Below are 20,698 nucleotides of genomic sequence, written 5' to 3' on the forward strand. Positions count from 1 at the left end.
CGGTAATCAGAGCGTGCAGAGCCCCAGGGCCAAACCGGGAACGGCGGCGGTGGCCGCGATAACGCCGACCATTGCGAGTGAGCGCGGCTGCCACCACGATCCGCGGTCGGGATTCATCAGCCTTGTCATGCGATCGACGACCGCGGTGCCGGCGGCCGCGAGCGCCCCGTCGGGGGTGCGGTGTCCGGTGCTCAGCGTGAGCAGGCTGGTCAACAGCGGTTCGTTGCCGTGTTCGCGGGCAGCGGCGTCGTCGGCGCACATCTCCAGCAGCACGGGCACTGATTGTGCCGCCGAACGCAGCAGCGGCAGCCGTGGCAGCGCCGCTGACAAGGCGTTAAGGGACGCGATGATCCGATGGTGGCGGCCGCGCAGGTGCGCCCGCTCGTGGGCCAGCACCGCGGCCAAACCGGCCGAGCTCAGCAACTCAAGGGCGGCGGTGGTCACCACGACGGTCTGGCGCCGTCCACCCGAAACGCAGTACGCCGTAGCCTGATCGGCGCTCATGGCGACAACGCCGTCGTGCTCGGTCGGGTAGCCGACGATGCGTACCGCTTCAGCGTGCCGCAGGTTCTGGCGCCGATGACCGAGCAACGAGCTGACCACGCGGCGCACGGTGTGCAGCGCCACCGACATGGTGACCAGCAGTAGCGCCACCACCAGCGCAGTCGCGACGGACGGCGGCAACATCGCCACGGGGGTGATACCGAGTGTCTTCACGCAGAAGGTCATCGCGGTGTGGGTGATCACGCTGTGGGCCGCCCCGACGATCATGACGGCCAGCGCCGAGACCCACGCGGCCATGGTCGTTGCCACCGCGACCAGCCAGCCGGCCACGGCCAGACCCGGCGGTATGCGCGTCATGCCGGGCCGGGTGAGCATCGCCGGCGCGAAGCAGCTCAGTGCAACGGCATAGCCGAGCAGGAGCGTGACCGCATTCAACGGGCTTTGTCTTTCTTGAAGCGCTGCAGTGCTTTTCGAAAAGTCTCCGAGTCTTCATCGCCGATTCTGTCGAGGAAGAAGTTCAGAATCAACTCGCCATCGCCACCGGATTCGAACACCGTCCGCATCAACTGTGCCGAGTGCTCCTCGCGGGTCATCGTGGGCCGGTAGTGGTAAGCCAGCCCGATCTTGTCCCGGAGCAGCCAGCCCTTGCGGAACAGGTTGTCCATCGTCGACATCACCGTGGTGTAGGCAATCTGACGCTTGGCGACGAGTTCGTCGTGCACGTGGCGGACGGTGGCCGGCTCGGAGCGTGACCAGAGCAGATCCATCACGACGGCCTCGAGTTCGCCGAAGCCCTTGATCGTCATTTCGCCTACCGCCCGTTTCCGTGCTGTGCCATCTCAGTCTGTGCTCGCGCCGGACGCACTGTGCCTACGTAGCGTCATAGTAGCTTTCCCGCTCACCTGCGCGACTCCTTGGCGACGGTGTCCGCAGTGGCCGGCGTGGTGGCATCGGGACGTGATAGATCAGGTGATCCGGAGGTCGGGCTCTGGCCTGGATTGGAACTAAACCGGAACTAAACCTGCTCCAGCAGCCCCACACAGGTGGCGGTGAGCAGCCGGGTCAGGGCGGTGGTGAAGTCCAGGTTCCAATCCGGCAACAGCTCCGGTTCGTCGGAGTAGGCGTTGGTCAGCGTCTCCGGCGGGTGCGCCCGCTGCCACAGCACCGAGCCCAGTGAATAGGCGGCCAGCAGCAGATCCAGGGCGCCACGGGGCCCGAGCCCCGGCAGCGCCCGCTCGATGGCGCCGGCACTGGCCATCACCGCCGCGGTGCTGACCCGCCTCACCTCGATCACCCGCTCGGCGTCCACCTCGTGTTCCAGGTGCAGGTGCAGGTTGGACAGCAAGTCGCAGAACAGCGGGTCGGCGGCCAGCCCGCTGACCAGGATCTCGACTACCTGCTCGGGGGACATCGACCCGGGCTGGTCCAATCCGGTGCAGACGGCCGCCGACCACCGTTGCCAGCTCTCGGCCACCAGGCGCAGCAGCACTTCCTTGTAGGAGCTGAAGTAGCGGCGCACGGCCGAGTAGTGCACCCCGGCCCGGGCGGCCACCGCGGTCAGCGTCACCGATGCGACACCGGCCTCCAGGGCCACCGAACGCGCGGCTTCCATCAGGGCTGCTGCGCGTTGGCGCTTCTCTTCTGCGCTGCGAGCGCGCTGAAACGAGACCTGCCGCACGGCGCGAGGATAACGCACATGCTGTGCGTTGCGACGGTTCTGGGCGGTGCTGTAGCGTGCGTTTACGCACGTGGACTTGGGTTAGGGTACCCAAAGGTGCTAGCTGAAGGGGACTCCGATTTTCAAGGTGCTGAGCCGGGTGTGGATACCCCTGGTGATACTGGCCGTGGTCGGTGTCGCCGGGTTCACGGTGACGCGCATCCACGGGTTGTTCGGATCCGAGAAGCGCCCGTCCTACGCCGACGGCCAGATCGACGAGACCAAGCCCTTCAACCCCAAGCGAATGACCTACGAGATCTTCGGCCCGCCCGGGACCGTGGCCGATATCAGCTATTTCGATGTCAACTCCGAGCCGCAACGCGTCCAGGACGTCGCGCTGCCGTGGCAACTCGAGATCGTCACCACCCTCCCGGCGGTGGTGGGAAGCATTATGGCGCAAGGCAACAGCAACAGCATCGGTTGCCGGATCACCGTGGACGGGGAGGTGAAGGCCGAGCGCATCTCCAATGAAGTCAACGCCTACACCTTCTGCCTGCTGAAGGCGGCATGAGCCCGCCGATAACCGGTAGCGCGGGCGGGCATCCGGAGCGGACATTCATCGCGCGTACCATCCGCAGGCTGTCGGTGCCGATCATTCTGGGCTGGTTGGCGCTGATCGTGCTGCTCGGCGCCACCGTGCCGTCACTGGAGCAGATCGGCAAAGAGAACGCCGTGTCGGCCAGCCCGACGACCGCGCCGTCCATGCAGGCCATGACCGAGATGGGCCGGGTCTTTCAGGAGTCGGACTCCGACAGCACCGCGATGATCGTGCTGGAGGCCAACCACGAACTCGGCGACGCCGAGCACGAGTACTACGCCGAGATGGTCGAGCGGCTCAAAGCCGACACCGCTCACGTGCAGCACGTCCAGGACTTCTGGGGCGATCCGCTGACCGCGGTCGGTGCCCAGAGTGCCGATGGCAGAGCGACTTACGTGCAGCTGAACCTGGTCGGCAACATCGGCCAGGCCAAGGCCAATGAGTCCGTCGAGTCGGTCCGCAACATCGTGGACTCGATCGAGAAGCCACCCGGGCTGACGGTTTACGTCACCGGCACCGCGGCGCTGGCCAACGATATGAACCACGCCGGCGACAAGTCCATGCTGCGGATGATGGCCGTCACCATCGCGGTGATCCTGACCATGCTGCTGGCGGTCTATCGCTCGGTCACCACCGTGGTGCTGCTGCTGGCCACGGTCGGCATGGAGCTTTCCGCCGCCCGCGGCGTGGTGGCCTTCCTGGGCCATCATCACCTGGTCGGATTGACGACGTTCTCCGTCAACCTGCTGGTCTCGCTGGCGATCGCCGCCGGCACCGACTATGCGATCTTCCTGATCGGCCGCTATCACGAGGCCCGCCATGACGGCGAAGATCCCGAAACGGCCTACTACACGGCGTTCAACGGCGTGGCGCACGTCATCCTGGGCTCCGGCCTGACCATTGCCGGCGCCGTGTTCTGTCTGCACTTCACCCACATGCCCTACTTCGTCTCGCTCGGCATCCCGTGTGCGGTCGGCATGGTCGTCTCGGTGTTCGCCGCGTTGACGTTGGGTCCGGCGATCATCACGGTCGGCAGCCGGTTCGGACTGTTCGAACCCAAGCGCAAGATGAGCACCCGCGGCTGGCGGCAACTGGCGACCGCGATCGTGCGCTGGCCCGGGCCGATCCTGGTTGCCTCACTGGCGATTGCGGCCGTCGGCCTGCTGGCGTTGCCGGGCTATCAGCCGGCCTACGACGACCGCAAGTACATCCCCAGCGACATCCCGGCCAACGAGGGCTTCAACGCCGCCGACCGGCACTTCTCGCAGTCCCGGATGATGCCGGAGGTGCTGATGATCGAAGCCGATCACGACCTGCGCAACCCGTCGGACTTCCTGGTCATCGACAAGCTGGCCAAGGCGGTGTTCAAGGTGGTCGGGATCTCCCGGGTGCAGGCCATCACCCGGCCGCAGGGCACCCCGCTGGAACACACCTCGATCCCGTTCCAGATGAGCATGCAGAACGCCGGCCAGATGCAGACCATGCAGTTCCAGAAGAAGCGCATGGACGACATGCTCACCCAGGCCGACGCGATGGGGGAGACCATCGCCACCATGCGCGAAATGCTCGGTTACATGAGCCAATTGGCCAACACCACTCACGAGATGGTGGTCGACATGGACGAGCTACAGGCCCAGATCTACGACATCCGCGACCACATCGCCGATTTCGAGGATTTCTGGCGGCCGATCCGCAACTACTTCTACTGGGAACCGCACTGCTACGACATCCCGATCTGCTTCTCGCTGCGCTCGGCGTTCGACATGGTCGACAGTGTCGATCCGATGAGCGAGAGCATGGACAAGATGATCGCGCACATGGCCGACATGGATGCGCTCATGCCGCAGATGCTGACCACCTTCCCGCCCATGATCGACACCATGCAGACCATGCAGACCATGATGCTGACGATGCACAGCACCATGTCGGGGATCTTCGCCCAGATGGAGGAGATGGGCGACAACGCCACCGCGATGGGCAAGGCGTTCGACGAGGCCAAGAACGACGACTCGTTCTATCTGCCGCCGGAGGTCTTCGAGAACCCGGACTTCAAGCGCGCGATGAACATGTTCGTCTCGCCGGACGGCAAGGCCGTGCGGATGATCATCTCGCACCGGGGCAATCCGGCTACGGCAGAAGGCATTGCGCGCATCGACCAGATCCGCACCGCTGCCGAGGAGGCGCTCAAGGGAACGCCGCTCGAAGACGCCAAGATCTATCTGGGCGGAACCGCGGCCCTGTTCAAGGACATGCACGACGGTTCCTACTACGACCTGCTGATCGCCGGAATCGCGTCGCTGTGCCTGATTTTCGTCATCATGCTGCTGATCACCCGTGCGCTGATCGCCGCGCTGGTGATCGTCGGAACCGTCGCACTGTCGCTGGGGGCGTCGTTCGGGCTGTCGGTGCTGGTCTGGCAGTACCTGATCGGCATGCAACTGCACTGGCTGGTGATGGTGATGTCGGTGATCGTCCTGCTGGCGGTGGGATCGGACTACAACCTCATGCTGGTCTCCAGATTCAAAGAGGAGATCCATGCCGGGTTGCATACCGGCATCATCCGGGCGATGGGCGGTACCGGGAAGGTGGTGACCGCAGCCGGGCTGGTGTTCGCCTTCACCATGGCGTCGATGGCCGTCAGCGATCTGCGCATCATCGGCCAGATCGGCACCACCATCGGGCTCGGCCTGCTGTTCGACACCCTGATCGTGCGGGCGTTCATGACGCCGTCGATCGCGGCGTTGCTGGGCCGCTGGTTCTGGTGGCCCATCAACGTGCTGCCGCACGTCGGCGGTAAGGCCGCCCGGCATCGCGAGGCGGCCGCCGCCGCGCGCGGTGCCGACGCCGACGCGGCCGATGCGTTGGCCGACAGGCCCTGATCGACTGTGAGTGATCCCATGCGATCAGGGACTACAACTAATTAGGTAGCAAGGCTAAAGTTATGTAGCATTGTTTTCCGAGTTCGTCATCGCCCGCTGCCGGTTCATCGCGCATCCGGCTCATCCGGATCATCGGTCTGAACAGCGGGGATCGGGCTGAAGAAACTGACATAGGGGAAAGGACCGGGGAATGGCTACAGTGGATTCCATGCCCACGCACCGCCCGATCCGCCGCCGCGGGGCCGCGGTGGCCGCTGCGGCCGGTCTGGCCGCGCTGACCGCCGCCCTGTTGCCGGTGACCGCTTCCGCCGACGCCACCGACGACTTTCCCATCCCGCGCCGGGTAATCCGGACCGACTGCAGCGCCGAGCAGATGCTGGCCGCCAGCCGCGACCTGTCGCCGATCTACTACGAGCGCTACATGATCGACATGCACAACAAGCCGGTACAGGTGCAGCAGGCCACCATCGACAAGATGCACTGGTTCTTCTCGCTCAGCCCCGAGCAGCGCCGGGCCTACTCGGAGGAGTTGGCGACGAACTTCGCCGACCCGCTGACCGTTTCCTGGCCCAACCACGCCAAGATCTTCTTCAACAACAAGGGTGTCGTCGCCAAGTCGACCGAAGCCTGCAGCCAGTACCCGCGTGACGACATGTCGGTGTGGGACTGGTCGCCCAAGCCCTGACCGGAGCCACCGATGACCGGTTTCGTCCGTCAAATCCCGCAGGCGCTGGCCGTCGCCGGCATGGCGGCCGGTCTGCTCGCGACTGCGGGTGCACCGGCGCAGGCGCAGCCGGCGGGCTTCCCCGATCTGGATACCTTCAGCCCGGCCCCGGTCGACGACTACATCACGACCGGCCCCAAGGGACCCGGCCGCTGGGTGAATTTCTCCACGCCCTACAACATCGCCTGCCAGTTCGACGCCACCGAGCCGCCGGCGGGTTCCTCGCAGGCCATCATGTGCGACGGCGACATGCCCGGCATGGCGAACGCGCCGCTCAGTTCGGGCGCTCCGGTGGCCGACGGCTGTGTGATCGGGACGGTGCGTTCTCAGGGCGCGGCGGGTCTGCGCTTGAACCGTGAATCGGCGAGTTGCGGCCGCCAGTTCTCCCATGGAGCGTTCCTGGGGGTCGGGCAGAAGCTGTCCTACGGCAACGTCACGTGTGCGGTGGGCTCCGATCAGCTGGTCGCCTGCCTCGACACCTCGCTGGGCCACCACGGTTTCGTGCTGCGACCGTCCGGCAGTACAGCGTTCTGAGCCTCGGCCGAACCCGTCGCGACTACGGGTTGACGTTGAACGTCGTGGTGTAGGTCCGCGGGTGGTACGGCGGCGGCGGGGCACCCGGCCCGACCGGCCAGCCCTCGGGGGTCGGCCAGGTACTGACCCGCATGGTGACCTGTTCCTGCCCGTTCGGGAGCGTCTCGATGCTGACGACGCTGGGGCCGTAGGGGACGGCCGGTTGATTGCCCGGGCTGGGAATGAAGCCCGGGCCGGTGAGCTCGTGCGACGGCGCGGTGAGTAGCCCTTGTGGGCTGCCCGCGGTCACGCCGACGATCTGGCTGCCGTTGCTCGCGCTGGTCAGCAGGTAGCCGCCCTGGGGTAGCGACACGATCTGGTTCTCCCGGTCGCCGGCGCCCAGATTGTTGAAGGTGCCGACCTGGTGCAGGCTGTCCATCCACGCGTTGGGAGGGGCGCCGGCGGCCACCGGGTCGGATTGCCACATGGCGCGCTGACCGTCCTGGCCGATGTTCCCGACGATGATCATGCGTCCCGACTCCGCGTCGAAGACCCCGCTGGCCTGCGCGATGCCCACCTTGGTGTCCGAGCCGATTGTGGTGCCCATCAGCGGCCCCAGATCCGTTGCGGGATCAGCCAGGTTCTGCACCCGGGACTCCGGCGCGATGAAGTTGTCCGGCGACGTCCCGGGCCCGTAGGGGCGCACACTGTAGAACGCGTACTGCTGACCGTCGGGTCCGACCGCCGTCCCGGTCGGCAGCGCCCGGAATCCCTCGTCGACGGGAAACGGGTTGTCGATGTCGGGCTGTCCGGGGAGGTGCAGCCGCGGATGACCGGTCTCCGGATCTCCGGTGATGACGATTCCGGTCCCCGGGATGGTGGCGCCCAGGTCGTAAGGCGATCCCTCCTGGTTCTCCGGTACCGGTGGGCTGCCCGAGCCGGCGATGCTGGGATCGTGCCGAGTCGGTATTTCATTGTCCACCAAGCGGATATGCGGATCCGTGTCGCCGTCGCCGCCGAGCTTGTAGCGATTGGTCAGGGTCCGTACCAGGCCAGCCCGGTGCTCACTGTCGGCGTGGGCGTCGTTGACGATCTTGTGGATCTCGCGGGCCTTGCCGGTCAGGTACCGCTGGAACTGACGGGAGCCCGCGGGGGTGTCCAACCCGGGCCAGGTGGCCGCTGCCTGCCTGATCTCGGCGGCCATCGCGTCGAGGCGCTGACGCGAAGCCGAGTTGTTGCGGACCGCCTCCCGCAGGATCGCCTCGAAGTCGTGGTCGGCTGCCGCCGAAGCCGCCAGCCGGTTGACCAGCTTGTTCTCCCGCGCCCGCGCCGCGTCGGCGAAAGCACCGCGGTTCTCGGTCATGGGGCAAAGGTTAACCGGGCGGTGTTGGTCCTACTTGCCCTTTTTCGCCCGGCGCTTGCCGGACGGGCGCAACTTCTCCTGCGCTCCGGTCGATGCGAGTTCGGGGGCTTCTTCGCCGGCCGACTCGGTGACCTCCGTGGCCGAGTCGGCCTCGACGGTTTCGAGAGCCTCACCGGACTCGGCGTCCTCGTCGGCGTCGTGACCGTCGTGGTCTTCGTCGGCGTCCTCATCGGTGTCGTCGTCCTCAACACCGTCGGCGGCGCCCGCGTCCGGCTTCTTCGCCTTCTTGGCGCGCCAGCGCCGCAGCGTCGACTGCTTCTCCGACTTGGGCTTGATCGGTTTGGGCGGCGGCGGTGGCATTGCGGCGACAAACGACAGGTAGAACGCGCCGATGCCCAACAGTGCGATCGCGGCGGCGGCCCCGTAGATGCCGAACAGCCATACCCCGGCGGTGTCCAGCGACAGCCAGATCTCGCTGATCGCGGTGCCCGCGATCAGGGTTCCGGCCACCACGTGGCCCACGATCGAACCGGTCAGCAGCGTCAGCGTCAGCTGCGGAGTCCCGTACTCCGGTTTGCGGGCGTGCCTGAGGGTGGCCACCACCGGCAGCGCGGTCCCCGCCACCAGCAGTCCGAGGAAGATCCGCAGCACAGTTCCCAGCACATGCGGGGAGAAGCCGGTCAGCTCCCACCACCGGGGAAGTACGAACAGGAAGTACAAGATGGCGGCGAGGGTCGAGAGTGACGCGTGCCAAACCGTGGCAGCGGTGCGGCTCACGCCACCTCCCGTGTTTCGTCGGTAGTGATTCAGGTGCGACCGGGCCGCGGCGATTGCGGTCCGGTCGCACCTGCGGTGCGGAGGATGCGGGATTTGAACCCGCGAGGGCTATTAACCCAACCCGCGTTCCAGGCGAGCGCCATAGGCCACTAGGCGAATCCTCCGTCGGCAATGGTAGCGGAGACTCCCGCGGGGGCCACGCGCTCCTCGTCCGGCCCGCCGCTAGACTTGGCACTCGGACCCCGCGCGGCGTCTATCCTGTGAACTCCCCCAGGGCCGGAAGGCAGCAAGGGTCAATGGGCTCTGGCGGGTGCGCGGGGTCCCCTTATGTGTTTGGCCTTCGATTGTGAAAGGCGCACCCGTGTCGTTGCAGAACCTCAGCCGTGCCGACTTGGCCGCTCAACACGAGAGCTACCAGCGCGCTTACGCCGAACTACAGGCCAAGAAGCTGTCGCTGGACCTCACCCGCGGTAAGCCGGCGCCCGAGCAGCTCGACCTGGCCAACGGCCTGCTGGCACTGCCGGGGATCGACGACTACCGAGCCGACGACGGCACCGACACCCGCAACTACGGCGGCTTGCACGGTCTGACCGAGCTGCGGGCCGTATTCGGCGAACTCCTCGGCATCGCGGTGCCCAACCTGATCGCGGGCAACAACGCCAGCCTGGAGTTCATGCACGACGTCGTCGTCTACTCGATGCTGCACGGTGGTGTCGACTCGCCGCGTCCCTGGGGTCAGGAAGCCGCCGTCAAATTCCTGTGCCCGGTGCCCGGCTACGACCGGCACTTCGCGATCACCGAGACGCTGGGCATCGAGATGATCCCGATCCCGATGCGCGAGGACGGCCCGGACGTCGACCTCATCGAGGAACTCGTCGCCGCCGACCCTGCGATCAAAGGCATGTGGACGGTGCCGGTGTTCGGCAACCCGACCGGCATCACCTATTCCTGGGAGACGGTGCGCCGGCTGGTGCAGATGGCCACTGCCGCGCCCGACTTCCGGCTGTTCTGGGACAACGCCTACGCGGTGCACACCCTGACCACCGAGTTCCCCCACCAGATCGACGTGCTGGGGCTGGCCGCCGCCGCCGGCAACCCGAACCGGCCGTATGTGTTCGCCTCCACCTCGAAGATCACCTTCGCCGGCGCCGGCGTCAGCTTCTTCGGCGGCTCGCTGGGCAACATCGCCTGGTATCTGCAGTACGCCGGCAAGAAGTCGATCGGCCCGGACAAGGTCAACCAGCTGCGCCACCTGCGGTTCTTCGGTGACGCCGACGGGGTGCGGCTGCACATGCGCCGCCACCAGGAGATCCTGGCGCCGAAGTTCGCGCTGACCGCCGAGATCCTGGCGAACCGGCTCGGCGAGTCCAAGATCGCGTCGTGGACCGATCCCAAGGGCGGCTACTTCGTCAGCCTCGACGTGCTGCCCGGCACCGCGCGGCGCACCGTGGCGCTGGCCAAGGACGCCGGGATCGCCGTCACCGAGGCCGGCGCGTCCTTCCCCTACCGCAAGGACCCCGACGACAAGAACATCCGGATCGCCCCGTCGTTCCCGTCCACCGACGACCTGCGCAACGCTGTCGACGGCCTGGCCACCTGCGCGCTGCTGGCCGCCGCCGAGCACCTGCTGGGCTGACACAGCGTGGAATTCGGCGTAGCTGCGGGCGCCGCCGCCTAACATTTCCCGAAGTTGCGTCGGGAGCCCGTCGAAATGCCGGTGGAGGCCGAGAGATGGCGAACAAGATCGGTGTCGTGGGCTGCGCGGTGGCGGCGATAGCCGCCTTCGGGCTCGGCCAGGTTCCCGCGGCGTACGCCCCCAGCCGGGCGGATCCGGTGGTCGACCACTCGCCCGTCCACGCCGGCGATGCCGGGCCCGGTCCAGCCGAGGCGCTGCCGGCCAAGGTCAACGATGCACTCGACGTCTTCCGGGGAGCGGCCGCCGACGCCGCGCTCGGCCACCCGGTGATGTACGGCGACGGCCAGTGTTACCCGCTGATCCTGCAATACATCCGCGCGCTCGGGTACCCCTGGCGGAATCGCGACCCCAGCGGCAACGCGTTCGATCTCTACGAACACTTCCCCACCAACGGCCTGGGCGAATTCTTCGACCAGGTGCCGACGTCGCGACTCGATGGCGGCACGAACCTGCCGCAGGTCGGCGACATCGTGGTCTACGGACCGGGCGGGTACGTCAGCGAGCACGGGCACGCCGCGGTGGTCACCGCCGTGCGCGGAAACGGCCCGCTGTTCGGCTACGAGACGGCCGACCAGAACTCCGGCGGCCGGTTGTTCGTGACGTTGAACTGGCGTGACCTCAGCCCGATGTGGAACACCCTGGGGTATCTGCGGCCGAGGGTGTAGCGCCGGTGGCCGCCGGGCGGCGCACCGGCGTCGGCCCGAGGAAGTAACCTGCTGGCGTGGCGCTCTACCGCAAGTACCGGCCGGCAACCTTCGCCGAAGTGGTGGGGCAGGAGCACGTCACCGAACCGCTGTGCACCGCGTTGTCGGCGGGCCGGATCAACCACGCCTACCTGTTCTCCGGGCCGCGCGGATGCGGCAAGACATCGTCGGCGCGCATCCTGGCCCGGTCGCTGAACTGTGCGCAGGGGCCCACACCCACCCCGTGCGGAACCTGCGATTCGTGCGTGGCGCTGGCCCCCAACGGTCCGGGCAGCATCGACGTCGTCGAACTCGACGCGGCCAGCCACGGCGGGGTCGACGACACCCGGGACCTGCGCGACCGCGCGTTCTACGCTCCCGCCCAGTCGCGGTACCGGATCTTCATCATCGACGAAGCGCACATGGTGACCCCCGCGGGCTTCAACGCGCTGCTCAAGATTGTCGAGGAGCCGCCCGAGCACCTGATCTTCGTGTTCGCCACCACCGAACCGGAGAAGGTGCTGCCGACCATCCGAAGCCGCACCCACCACTATCCGTTCCGGCTGTTGGCGCCGCGGACCATGCGCGAGCTCATCGGGCGGATCTGCGAGCAGGAGAACGTTGCCGTCGACGACGCCGTCTACCCGCTGGTGATCCGCGCCGGCGGCGGCTCGCCACGCGACACCCTGTCGGTGCTCGACCAGCTGCTGGCCGGCTCGGAGAAAATGCCCGGGGACCCCAATGTCAGTCACGTGCACTACCAGCGGGCACTGGGCCTGCTGGGCGCCACCGACGTCGCCCTGATCGACGAGGCGGTCGATGCGCTGGCCGCCGGCGATGCGGCGTCGGTATTTGCGGCGGTCGAAGCCGTTGTTGATGCCGGCCACGACCCCCGCCGGTTCGCCATCGACTTGCTGGAACGATTCCGCGACCTGATCGTGCTGCAGGCCGTGCCGGACGCGGTGGCCAAAGGTGTGGTCGACGCGCCCGAAGACATCCTGGAACGCATGCATGACCAGGCCACGCGGCTCGGCTCGGCGACCCTGGCCCGCTACGCCGAGGTGGTGCACGCCGGTCTCGGCGAGATGCGTGGCGCGACGGCACCGCGGCTGCTGCTGGAGGTGGTGTGCGCCCGGCTGCTGCTGCCGTCGGCCGCCGACACCGAAGCCGCGCTGCTGCAGCGGGTCGAGCGCATCGAGAGCCGGCTGGACATGTCGATCCCGAGTGCGGCGGCCGCCCAGCCGGCAGCCGGCGCCGCCGCGGCCGCATCCAGGCAGTTCACCCGTCGCTCGCGGGCCGTCGAGCCGGCTGCCCCGCGACCGCCCGCGCCGGACCCCGCGCCCCCGTCGCCGCGTGCCGCCGCGCCGGTGCCCGAGCCGAAGACCGCTCCCGAGCCCGCTTCGCCACCCGAACCGGCACCGGCAGCACCGCCGCCCCCGGCCGCAGCGGACCCGCCGCCCGCTGCGCCGGCACCCGGCTTGGCCGCGCGGGGCGAGCCCGATGCCGCTGCCGTCCGTGCGATGTGGACCACCGTGCGAGAGAAGGTGCGCCAGCGCAGCCGCACCACCGAGGTGATGCTGGCCGGTGCGACGGTGCGTGCCGTCGACGGCGACACTCTGGTGCTGAGCCACGAGTCGGCTCCGCTGGCCAAGCGGCTCTGCGAGCAACGCAACGCCGATGTCATCGTCGAGGCGCTCAAAGACGCCCTCGGCGTGAACTGGCGGGTGCGCTGCGAAGCCGGGACGCCGCCGGCCGAACCCGCATCGGCGGCCGCGCCCGCGCCGGTGGCCGCGGACCTGGCACAGCGCGCCGACGAGGAGGCCATGCTGGCCGAGGCGGAGGCCGAACGCTCCGATCCGGCGCCGCGCCGCGATCCCGAAGAGGCGGCCCTGGAACTGCTGCAAAGCGAGCTGGGCGCCCGCCGCATCGAGGACGGTTGACGGTCTACGGGGTCCACCAGGGCCGCAGTGGCAAATCGTCCCGGCCTTCTTCGTCGACATTGCTGGCCAGCACGTGGTGCAACTGACATTGGTTGCGCTCGAAACCGAGTACTGACGCCGCCATGTACAGACCCCATACCTTGGCACGGCCCAAGCCGACCTCGGCGACGGCCTCGTCCCAGTGGTCGACCAGGTTCTGGCACCAGCCGCGCAGTGTCTTGGCGTAGTGCAGCCGGAAGTCCTCCTCGTGCAGGATCTCGAAACCGGTCTGCTGGATCTCGGCGATAATGCTTCCCACGCCGGTGAGTTCGCCGTCGGGGAAAACGTACCGGTCCGTGAAGGCGTCGCCTTTGTAGACCGAGTTGTCCGACGTCGTGATGCAGTGGTTGAGCAGCAGGCCACCGGTACGCAGCTTCGACTTGAGGAAACCGAAGTACGACGGGTAGTTCTTCACCCCGATGTGCTCGGTGAGTCCGATCGAGGACACCGCGTCGAAGCCGGTCTCGGCCACGTCGCGGTAGTCGCAGTGCCGGACTTCGGCCAGATCGGAGAGCCCCTCGTCGGCGATCGCCCGCTGCGCCCAATCGACCTGTTCGGCCGACAGGGTGGCGCCGACTGCGCGCACCCCGCGGCGGGCGGCGTAGCGCACCATGCCGCCCCAGCCGCAGCCGACGTCGAGCAGCCGGTCGCCCGGTTGTAGCCGCAGCTTGTCGAAGATCAGCCGGTACTTGTTCTCCTGGGCTTGCTCCAGCGTCGCCTCGGCGTTCGGGTAGATCGCGCAGGTGTAGGTCATCGACGGACCCAGCACCCACTCGTAGAAGGTGTTGGACACGTCGTAGTGGTGGTGGATGGCGGCGGCGTCGCGTGCCTTGGAATGCCGCAGGCCCGCCGCGGTGCGGCGCCACTTGGCCGGCGCTTCCTCCGATGGCGGGGCGATCGGCTTCAGGTGCTTCAAACCGATCGAGCGGACGATGTTGACCAACGTCTGCGGTGAGGGCTGTTTGAACTCCAGGTCCGCCAGGGCCTTGAGCATCTCGTAGGGGTTTCCCGGGTGCACGCCGCGCAGCTCCAGGTCACCGGCGATGTAGGACCGGGCGATCCCCAGTTGTCCCAGCGAGGTGGCCAGGTAGGTGGTGGCGCGCGGATTGAGCAGATCGACGGCCAGCGCGGCATCATCAGGCCCGACGCTGCTGCCATCATAGGCGGTGACCTTGACCGGTGGTTGTCCCCCGCCGGAGAGCAGCACCAGAATCTCGGCCAACCCCAGCTTGCCGTTCGTGGTGGTCTGAGTGTCTTTCGCTTGGGTTTTCAACATGGTGGTCTGCCCCCTGGCATCGTGTGCTCCCTGGCCCAGATGCGGATTACCGTGCGGCCGCCACCTCAAACACGCGTAGCCTCGCATCGCAATGGGCGACATGACCGAAACCACCTCCTGCGCGATAGTCGGCGGCGGTCCCGCCGGCATGGTGCTGGCGCTGCTGCTGGCCCGTGCCGGGGTCGACGTGACGCTGCTGGAGAAGCACGCGGACTTCCTGCGCGATTTCCGCGGTGACACCGTGCACCCGACCACGCTGCGACTGCTCGACGAGCTCGGCTTGTGGGACCGCTTCGCGGCGCTGTCACACAGTGAGATCCACCAGGTGGTCCTCGACGTGGCCGGCCGGGGCGTCACGGTGGTGGACTTCGGCCGGCTGCGGGGCCAGCCGCACCCCTACATTGCGATGGTGCCGCAGTGGGATCTGCTCAACCTGCTCGCCGAATCCGCGCAGACCGAGCCGACTTTCACGCTGCGGATGCAAACCGAGGTCACGGGACTGCTGCACGAGAACGGCCGGGTCGCCGGAGTGCGCTACCAAGGCCCCGATGGTCCGGGCGAACTGCGTGCCGGGCTGACGGTGGCCTGCGACGGGAGGTGGTCGATCGCACGGCATGAGGCCGGCCTGCGGTCCCGGGAGTTTCCGGTGAACTTCGACGTGTGGTGGTTTCGCCTGCCCAACGAGGGGGATGCGAAGCCGACCCTGCTGCCGCGGCTCGGCCCGGGCCGAGCCGCGATCATGATCCCGCGCGAGGGCTACTTCCAGGTCGCCTATCTCGGGCTCAAGGGCGGCGATGCGGTGCTGCGGGAGCGCGGCATCGAGGCGTTCCGGCGCGAGGTGGTCGACCTCATTCCAGAGGCTGCCGATGCGGTGGGTGCCCTGCGCAGCCTGGAGGACGTCAAACACCTGGACGTACGGGTGAACCGGCTGCGGCGGTGGAGCGTCGACGGTTTGCTGTGCATCGGCGACGCCGCCCACGCCATGTCCCCGGTGGGAGGGGTCGGCATCAATCTGGCCGTGCAGGACGCGGTCGCCGCCGCGACCATTCTGGCCGAGCCGCTGCGGCGCGGCCAGGTGACCGGGCGTGATCTCGCGGCGGTGCAACGGCGCCGGGTGTTTCCCACCGTCGTCACCCAGTCGGTTCAGCGGGTGCTGCACCGCGCACTCACGCCGATCCTGCGCGGTAAAAACCTCAGCCCGCCGGCGGCTTTCGGCGCCGTGATCGCCAAATTGCCCTGGCTGTCCGCGATTCCGGCGTATCTAGTGGGCGTCGGGGTGCGCCCGGAGCGGGCGCCGTCGTTCGCCCGGCGTTAGCCGATGGGCGGTGACCCGCCGGCTAGGGCTGCCACCACTGCCGTAACGGCAGGCCGTCGTCGCCGCCGCGGTCATCGAGCTTGGCCGCCAACACGTGATGCAGCTGAATCGCGTTGTGCTCGAAGCCCAGTCGCGAACCGGCCATGTACAGGCCCCATACTTTCGCGGTGGCCAGCCCGACCTCGGCGACGGCCTCGTCCCAATGCGCCACCAGATTGGCGCACCAATCCCGCAACGTCAGCTCGTAATGGTGCCGGATGTTCTCGGCGTGGACCACCTCCAGGCCGGCGTCCTGGATCTCGCTGATGATCCGCCCCGACCCGGCCAGTTCGCCGTCCGGGAACACGTAGCGGTCGATGAAGTCGCCGGCGGTCGCACTGGATTTATTGTCCGCTCGGGTGATGCAGTGGTTGAGCAGCAGGCCGCCGCGGCGCAGCTTGGACTTGAGGAATCCGAAGTACGCGGGGTAGTTCGCGACGCCGATGTGCTCGGTCATGCCGATGGAGGAGACCGCATCGAATTCGGTCTCGCGCACATCGCGGTAGTCGCAATGGCGGACCTCGGCCAGTTCGGTGAGACCGTCGTCGGCGATGGCGCGCTGCGCCCACCGGGCCTGCTCGGCCGAGAGCGTCGCACCGATGGCGCACACGCCGTGCCGCGCGGCGTAGCGGACCATGCCGCCCCAGCCGCAGCCCACGTCCAGCAGCAGGTCGCCGCGACGCAACCGCAACTTGTCGAAGATCAACCGGTACTTGTTCTCCTGGGCCTCCTCGAGCGTCGCGTCCGGGCTCGGATAGACCGCGCAGGTGTAGGTCATCGACGGCCCCAGCACGGCTTCGTAGAAGGCGTTGGACACGTCGTAGTGGTGTTGAATCGCGCTGGCGTCTCGATGCTTGCTGTGTCGCAGACCGTCGGCGACGCGCAGCCAGCGGGGGCGGGCCTCCTGCGGCGGCGGCGCGATCGGCACCAGGTGCTCGAACCCGATGGAGCGCACGATGTTGGCCAGCACCCGCGGCGACGGCCGTTTGAAGTGCAGTTCGTCGGCGAGCGCCTTGAGCAGGCGGTACGGGTCGCCGGGGTGCACGCCGTGCGCTGCCAGGTCTCCGGCGACGTAGGCGCGGGCCATGCCCAGGTCGCCCGGCGCGGTGGCCAGATAGGTGGTACCGCGCGGGGTGAGCAGTTCCAGGCCCAGGGGGGCGTCGTCGGGTCCGCTGCTGCTGCCGTCGTAGGCGGTGAACCGCAGCGGCAGGTGACCGTCGGTGGCCAGCGTCTCCAAGACCTCCGCCAGGGTCAGCCTGCCGGTGTGCGTCTGCTCCTTGTAGGTGGTCATCGTCGGCGCACCGCCTTGTCGTAGAGATCCAGCAACCGGGAGTCGGGGTCGTAGGTCCGCTTGACCTGGCGGTAGGTTTCCCCGCCGTAGAGCTCATCGAACTCCGCGGGGGTGTAGTAGGAGTCGGAGTACAGCGACTTGTGGCCGTCGAGTGCGCTCACCTTTGCCTCGATCAGCCGATTGGTGGCGCCCTCGGTGGCGCCCGCCGGGACCGAGGACCAGAAACCGATGTTGACGTAGGTGCGGTTGGGCCGCATCGGGTACAGCGGCCAGTTCTCGTCGGTGCGCAGTCGCAGCGGGCACAGCCACACCGGCTCGATCGGCACGTGCTCGAAGAACCAGTCCAAGAACTCCCGGCAGCGCCCCAACGGCACCTCGATGTCCTGCACCACCCGCTCGCGCGGCGGGGCGGTCTTCGGGCGGAGGACACTGCGTTTCTCGATCCGGTCGGCGATGGCGAACCGCCGGTCGTAGCCGATCAGCTTCGAGTAGAAACTGCTGCGCCGATAGCGCCGCGGCCAGGCGCGCCGCACCAGTGGGTGCTGCGCCCCGAACGCCCGCGAGCACCAGAACCAGTCGGTATCCCAGCGCCACAGGTAGTCGTGGATGGTCAGCCGGTCGTCTTTGATCCCGTGGCCGTGCTGGATCGAGCGGTAGTAGACCCGCTGGCCGGTGTAGTCACTGACAGCACCCGGGGTGTCGGTCTCGATCCCCAGACACAGGTAGCTCTCGGCGGGGGAGAACACCACACCGTCGAGGTAGTCCACCGCAACACCGTCGAACCCGCCGGTGTCGATGATCCGGTCCATCGTCGCGATCAGGTCGTCCAGCGCATCGAACCGGATGTGCCGTAGCGCCACGAACGGTTTGACCGCCTCCAGCTCGATCCGCAGTCGCGTCGAATAGCCCAGCGTGCCATACGAATTGGGAAACGCCCGGAACAGGTCCGCATGCCGGTCGCGGGAAACCGTCAGCAGCTCGCCGGCACCGGTGAGAACATCCATCTCCAGCACCGACTCATGCGGCAGGCCGTTGCGGAACGACGCCGACTCGATGCCCAGACCGGACACCGCCCCGCCGACTGTGATCGTCTTCAACTGCGGAACCACCAGCGGCGCGAACCCGTACGGCAGGGTCGCGGCGACCAGATCCTCGTAGGTGCACATACCGCCGACGTCGGCGGTGCGGTTCGCCACGTCGAGGCCGATGACGTTCACCAGGCCCGAGGTGTCCAGGCCCGGGGCATCGCGTTTGGCGCGCGCCCGGAACAGATTCGAGGTGGGTTTCGCCAGCCGGACCGATGCGCTCGCGGGAATCGCCCGGTAGCTGTCCAGCAGCCGTTGCACCCCCCGCGTGTGGGATGTCGGTGCGTCGGCCGGCCGGACGGACATCACCTCCCACGCTAGCGGCCGATCGTCGGCCGCGCACTCGACGCGGCCGGGCTCACTGGGATTGTTGCGGCATGTTCTGCGTGCTCAGGTAGCCGGCAATGCCACGGGCCACGGCGTCGGCGTAGCGTTGCCGTCCCCCCGGACTCTCCATCAGAGCGGCGTCCGCGGGGTTCTTCATATTGCCCAGCTCGACCAGGATCGACGGATACTCGGCCAGGTTCAGCCCGGCCAGGTCGGCGCGTCCCTTCAGCCCGTCGGTGCCGATGTAGTTGGCCGGCGGAATGCCCGCGGCCTGCAGCTGGCTGCGCATCGCCTGCGCCAACCGCACCGCCGGGCCCTCCTGGGCCGGGTTGAGCGGCGGCGCGGAGTAGTTGACGTGGAATCCGCGGCCGGTGGCCGGTCCGCCGTCGGCGTGAATGGACACGATCGCGTTGGGGTGCAGCGAGTTGGCCATCGCGGCGCGCTGGTCGACGCACGGTCCCGGCCCGTTGTCGTCGCCGCGGGACATCGCGGTGCGCACCCCCGCGGAGTTGAGGGCCTGCCGAATCCGCAGCGTGGTGTCCCAGGCGAAGCTGTGCTCGGGATAGCCGGAGTTGGTGGTGGTGCCGCTGGTCTGGCAGTTCTTGGTGCCGCCCCGGCCATTGGTCACCTGGCGGCCGATGGCCGCGGGATCGGCGGTGCCGCTGTGACCGGGGTCGAGGAACACGATCATGCCGGCGATGTTGCCGGGAGCCGCCCAAGCCGACGGGGCGCTCGGGACCGCGGCGGCCGCCACCAGGCCGGTGACGATCGCGATGCCGACACGCGAAAGAACAGGTACGCGCACGCCGCCAACGTAGGCTCGCGCCGACTACGCTGGAGTTTCAACACGCGCCGGTTCTTGGAGCTGAAACCAAGCCGCAACCAAGTCGAGACCACGCACAACAACGCAAGGGGAGTGTCATGCAACCAGGAGGCCCGCCCGATATGTCGGCGTTGCTGGCCCAGGCCCAGCAGATGCAGCAGCGACTGTTGGCCGCGCAGCAGGAGCTGGCCGCCACCGAGGTGCAAGGCGAGGCCGGCGGCGGCCTGGTCAAGGTCACCTCCAATGGCAGCGGCGAGGTGCTGGCCGTGCAGATCGACCCGAAAGTCGTCGACCCGGCCGATATCGACACGCTGCAGGACCTGATCGTCGGCGCGCTCGCGGATGCGTCGAAGAAGGCGCACACCCTGGCCCAGGAGCGGCTCTCGCCGCTGGCCGGTGGCATGGGCAACGCGCTCGGCATGCCGGGGGCCTAGGTGTTTGAAGGTCCGGTCCAGGACCTCATCGACGAGCTGGGCAAGCTGCCGGGTATCGGCCCCAAGAGTGCCCAGCGGATCGCGTTTCACCTGTTGTCGGTGGAGCCGTCCGAGATCGATCGGCTCACCGCGGTGCTCACCAAGGTCCGCGAGGGGGTCCGGTTCTGCGAGGTGTGCGGCAACGTCTCCGACGCGCAGCGCTGCCGGATCTGCGGGGACTCGCGCCGTGACTTCGCCCAGATCTGTGTGGTCGAGGAACCCAAGGACGTCGCCGCCATCGAGCGCACCCGGGAGTTCCGCGGCCGGTATCACGTTTTGGGTGGCGCGCTGGATCCCTTGTCCGGGATCGGCCCGGAGCAACTGCGGGTGCGTGAGCTGCTGAACCGGGTCGGGGAGCGGGTCGACGGCGTCGACGTCAGTGAGGTCATCATCGCCACCGACCCCAACACCGAGGGCGAGGCGACCGCCACCTACCTGGTGCGGATGCTGCGCGATATCCCCGGGCTCTCCGTGACGCGCCTGGCGTCCGGGCTGCCGATGGGCGGCGACCTGGAGTTCGCCGACGAGCTGACGCTGGGCCGGGCCTTCACCGGCCGCCGTGCCATGGCCTGACCTCTTTTGCGCCCTCCCCCGAGCCCCGCCCCCGCGAGACCCCACCACCGCGAGCCTGTAGTTACCGTGCCCGCTTCTCGCACTTTCTCTCGCCAACTACAGGCTCGCAGACCTGGGGCCCCG

19 protein-coding genes, 1 tRNA gene and 1 other RNA gene are annotated in these 20,698 nt (G+C 68.0%); 11 read left to right on the top strand and 10 right to left on the bottom strand.

Annotated elements, in window-relative coordinates:
* Nucleotides 1–6: 6 nt before the first annotated feature.
* From G6N19_RS10800 to G6N19_RS10810, 3 genes are all read right to left on the bottom strand, one after another.
* Entirely contained in the window at nt 7–939 is a 933-nt protein-coding gene (locus G6N19_RS10800; protein ID WP_193464907.1) for a M56 family metallopeptidase, read from the bottom strand.
* Nucleotides 936–1,310 carry a BlaI/MecI/CopY family transcriptional regulator gene (locus G6N19_RS10805; protein WP_193464908.1) on the bottom strand — a complete coding sequence of 125 codons (375 nt, stop codon included), beginning with the start codon at nt 1,308–1,310 and terminating at the stop codon, nt 936–938. Before G6N19_RS10805 ends, G6N19_RS10800 begins: the two co-directional genes overlap by 4 nt.
* A 209-nt stretch (nt 1,311–1,519) precedes the next feature.
* The gene (locus tag G6N19_RS10810) at nt 1,520–2,200 is read right to left on the bottom strand and encodes a TetR family transcriptional regulator (RefSeq protein ID WP_193464909.1); all 681 of its coding nucleotides are present in this window, start codon (nt 2,198–2,200) and stop codon (nt 1,520–1,522) included.
* A 109-nt stretch (nt 2,201–2,309) separates the two neighbouring features.
* Between G6N19_RS10810 and G6N19_RS10815 the strand changes: the two genes are divergently transcribed.
* From G6N19_RS10815 to G6N19_RS10830, 4 genes are all read left to right on the top strand, one after another.
* The gene (locus tag G6N19_RS10815) at nt 2,310–2,732 is read left to right on the top strand and encodes an MmpS family protein (protein WP_041319066.1); all 423 of its coding nucleotides are present in this window, start codon (nt 2,310–2,312) and stop codon (nt 2,730–2,732) included.
* On the top strand, nt 2,729–5,638 hold the full coding sequence (locus G6N19_RS10820; RefSeq protein WP_193464910.1) for an MMPL/RND family transporter: 2,910 nt from the start codon (nt 2,729–2,731) through the stop codon (nt 5,636–5,638). Before G6N19_RS10815 ends, G6N19_RS10820 begins: the two co-directional genes overlap by 4 nt.
* 226 nt (nt 5,639–5,864) lie before the next feature.
* Nucleotides 5,865–6,323, top strand: a complete 459-nt coding sequence (locus G6N19_RS10825) for a DUF5078 domain-containing protein (protein WP_041320345.1) — start codon at nt 5,865–5,867, stop codon at nt 6,321–6,323.
* Nucleotides 6,324–6,335: 12 nt separating this feature from the next.
* Nucleotides 6,336–6,896: a hypothetical protein gene (locus G6N19_RS10830; protein ID WP_013830936.1), complete on the top strand. Its 561-nt coding sequence runs from the start codon at nt 6,336–6,338 to the stop codon at nt 6,894–6,896.
* Between the two features lie 22 nt (nt 6,897–6,918).
* On the opposite strand, the gene G6N19_RS10835 is transcribed toward G6N19_RS10830, so the two are convergent.
* The 3 genes from G6N19_RS10835 to G6N19_RS10845 all read right to left on the bottom strand — a co-directional run bounded on the left by G6N19_RS10835 (nt 6,919) and on the right by G6N19_RS10845 (nt 9,179).
* Entirely contained in the window at nt 6,919–8,238 is a 1,320-nt protein-coding gene (locus G6N19_RS10835; protein WP_193464911.1) for a DUF4226 domain-containing protein, read from the bottom strand.
* Between the two features lie 30 nt (nt 8,239–8,268).
* Nucleotides 8,269–9,015 carry a hypothetical protein gene (locus tag G6N19_RS10840; RefSeq protein WP_193464912.1) on the bottom strand — a complete coding sequence of 249 codons (747 nt, stop codon included), beginning with the start codon at nt 9,013–9,015 and terminating at the stop codon, nt 8,269–8,271.
* Nucleotides 9,016–9,093: 78 nt separating this feature from the next.
* Nucleotides 9,094–9,179: transfer RNA gene (locus G6N19_RS10845), tRNA-Ser, on the bottom strand.
* A gap of 70 nt (nt 9,180–9,249) precedes the next feature.
* On the opposite strand from G6N19_RS10845, the gene ffs reads away from it, so the two are divergent.
* The 4 genes from ffs (at nt 9,250) to G6N19_RS10865 (ending at nt 13,334) form a co-directional block, all read left to right on the top strand.
* An RNA gene (gene ffs / locus G6N19_RS10850) (signal recognition particle sRNA small type) lies at nt 9,250–9,344 on the top strand.
* Nucleotides 9,345–9,376: 32 nt separating this feature from the next.
* On the top strand, nt 9,377–10,651 hold the full coding sequence (locus G6N19_RS10855; protein WP_193464913.1) for an aminotransferase class I/II-fold pyridoxal phosphate-dependent enzyme: 1,275 nt from the start codon (nt 9,377–9,379) through the stop codon (nt 10,649–10,651).
* Between the two features lie 95 nt (nt 10,652–10,746).
* The gene (locus G6N19_RS10860) at nt 10,747–11,376 is read left to right on the top strand and encodes a CHAP domain-containing protein (protein WP_193464914.1); all 630 of its coding nucleotides are present in this window, start codon (nt 10,747–10,749) and stop codon (nt 11,374–11,376) included.
* 56 nt (nt 11,377–11,432) lie between these two features.
* Nucleotides 11,433–13,334, top strand: coding sequence for a DNA polymerase III subunits gamma/tau (locus tag G6N19_RS10865; protein ID WP_193464915.1), 1,902 nt, complete (start codon nt 11,433–11,435; stop codon nt 13,332–13,334).
* Between the two features lie 4 nt (nt 13,335–13,338).
* Here the strand turns inward: G6N19_RS10865 and G6N19_RS10870 are convergent, their stop codons facing one another.
* Nucleotides 13,339–14,649 carry a class I SAM-dependent methyltransferase gene (locus G6N19_RS10870; protein ID WP_193464916.1) on the bottom strand — a complete coding sequence of 437 codons (1,311 nt, stop codon included), beginning with the start codon at nt 14,647–14,649 and terminating at the stop codon, nt 13,339–13,341.
* Between the two features lie 100 nt (nt 14,650–14,749).
* Between G6N19_RS10870 and G6N19_RS10875 the strand changes: the two genes are divergently transcribed.
* A complete protein-coding gene (locus G6N19_RS10875) occupies nt 14,750–15,964 on the top strand; it encodes an FAD-dependent oxidoreductase (RefSeq protein ID WP_081465685.1) in 1,215 nt (404 codons plus the stop codon).
* Nucleotides 15,965–15,986: 22 nt separating this feature from the next.
* Here G6N19_RS10875 and G6N19_RS10880 read toward each other — a convergent pair whose 3' ends face one another.
* The 3 genes from G6N19_RS10880 to G6N19_RS10890 are packed head-to-tail and all read right to left on the bottom strand — an operon-like array spanning nt 15,987 to nt 19,511.
* Nucleotides 15,987–17,294, bottom strand: a complete 1,308-nt coding sequence (locus G6N19_RS10880; protein WP_013830928.1) for a class I SAM-dependent methyltransferase — start codon at nt 17,292–17,294, stop codon at nt 15,987–15,989.
* Nucleotides 17,291–18,685, bottom strand: coding sequence for an FAD-binding oxidoreductase (locus G6N19_RS10885; protein WP_193464917.1), 1,395 nt, complete (start codon nt 18,683–18,685; stop codon nt 17,291–17,293). The genes G6N19_RS10880 and G6N19_RS10885 overlap by 4 nt, the downstream gene beginning before the upstream one ends.
* Before the next feature lie 52 nt (nt 18,686–18,737).
* A complete protein-coding gene (locus G6N19_RS10890) occupies nt 18,738–19,511 on the bottom strand; it encodes an Rv3717 family N-acetylmuramoyl-L-alanine amidase (RefSeq protein WP_013830926.1) in 774 nt (257 codons plus the stop codon).
* A 116-nt stretch (nt 19,512–19,627) separates the two neighbouring features.
* Here G6N19_RS10890 and G6N19_RS10895 point away from each other — a divergent pair, with 116 nt between their 5' ends.
* Nucleotides 19,628–19,963, top strand: coding sequence for a YbaB/EbfC family nucleoid-associated protein (locus tag G6N19_RS10895; protein ID WP_041319060.1), 336 nt, complete (start codon nt 19,628–19,630; stop codon nt 19,961–19,963).
* On the top strand, nt 19,964–20,575 hold the full coding sequence (recR, locus tag G6N19_RS10900) for a recombination mediator RecR (RefSeq protein ID WP_013830924.1): 612 nt from the start codon (nt 19,964–19,966) through the stop codon (nt 20,573–20,575). It begins immediately after the preceding gene.
* The last annotated feature ends 123 nt before the right edge of the window (nt 20,576–20,698 follow it).

The organism is Mycobacterium novum (genome assembly GCF_010726505.1).
Taxonomy (GTDB): Bacteria; Actinomycetota; Actinomycetes; order Mycobacteriales; family Mycobacteriaceae; genus Mycobacterium; species Mycobacterium algericum.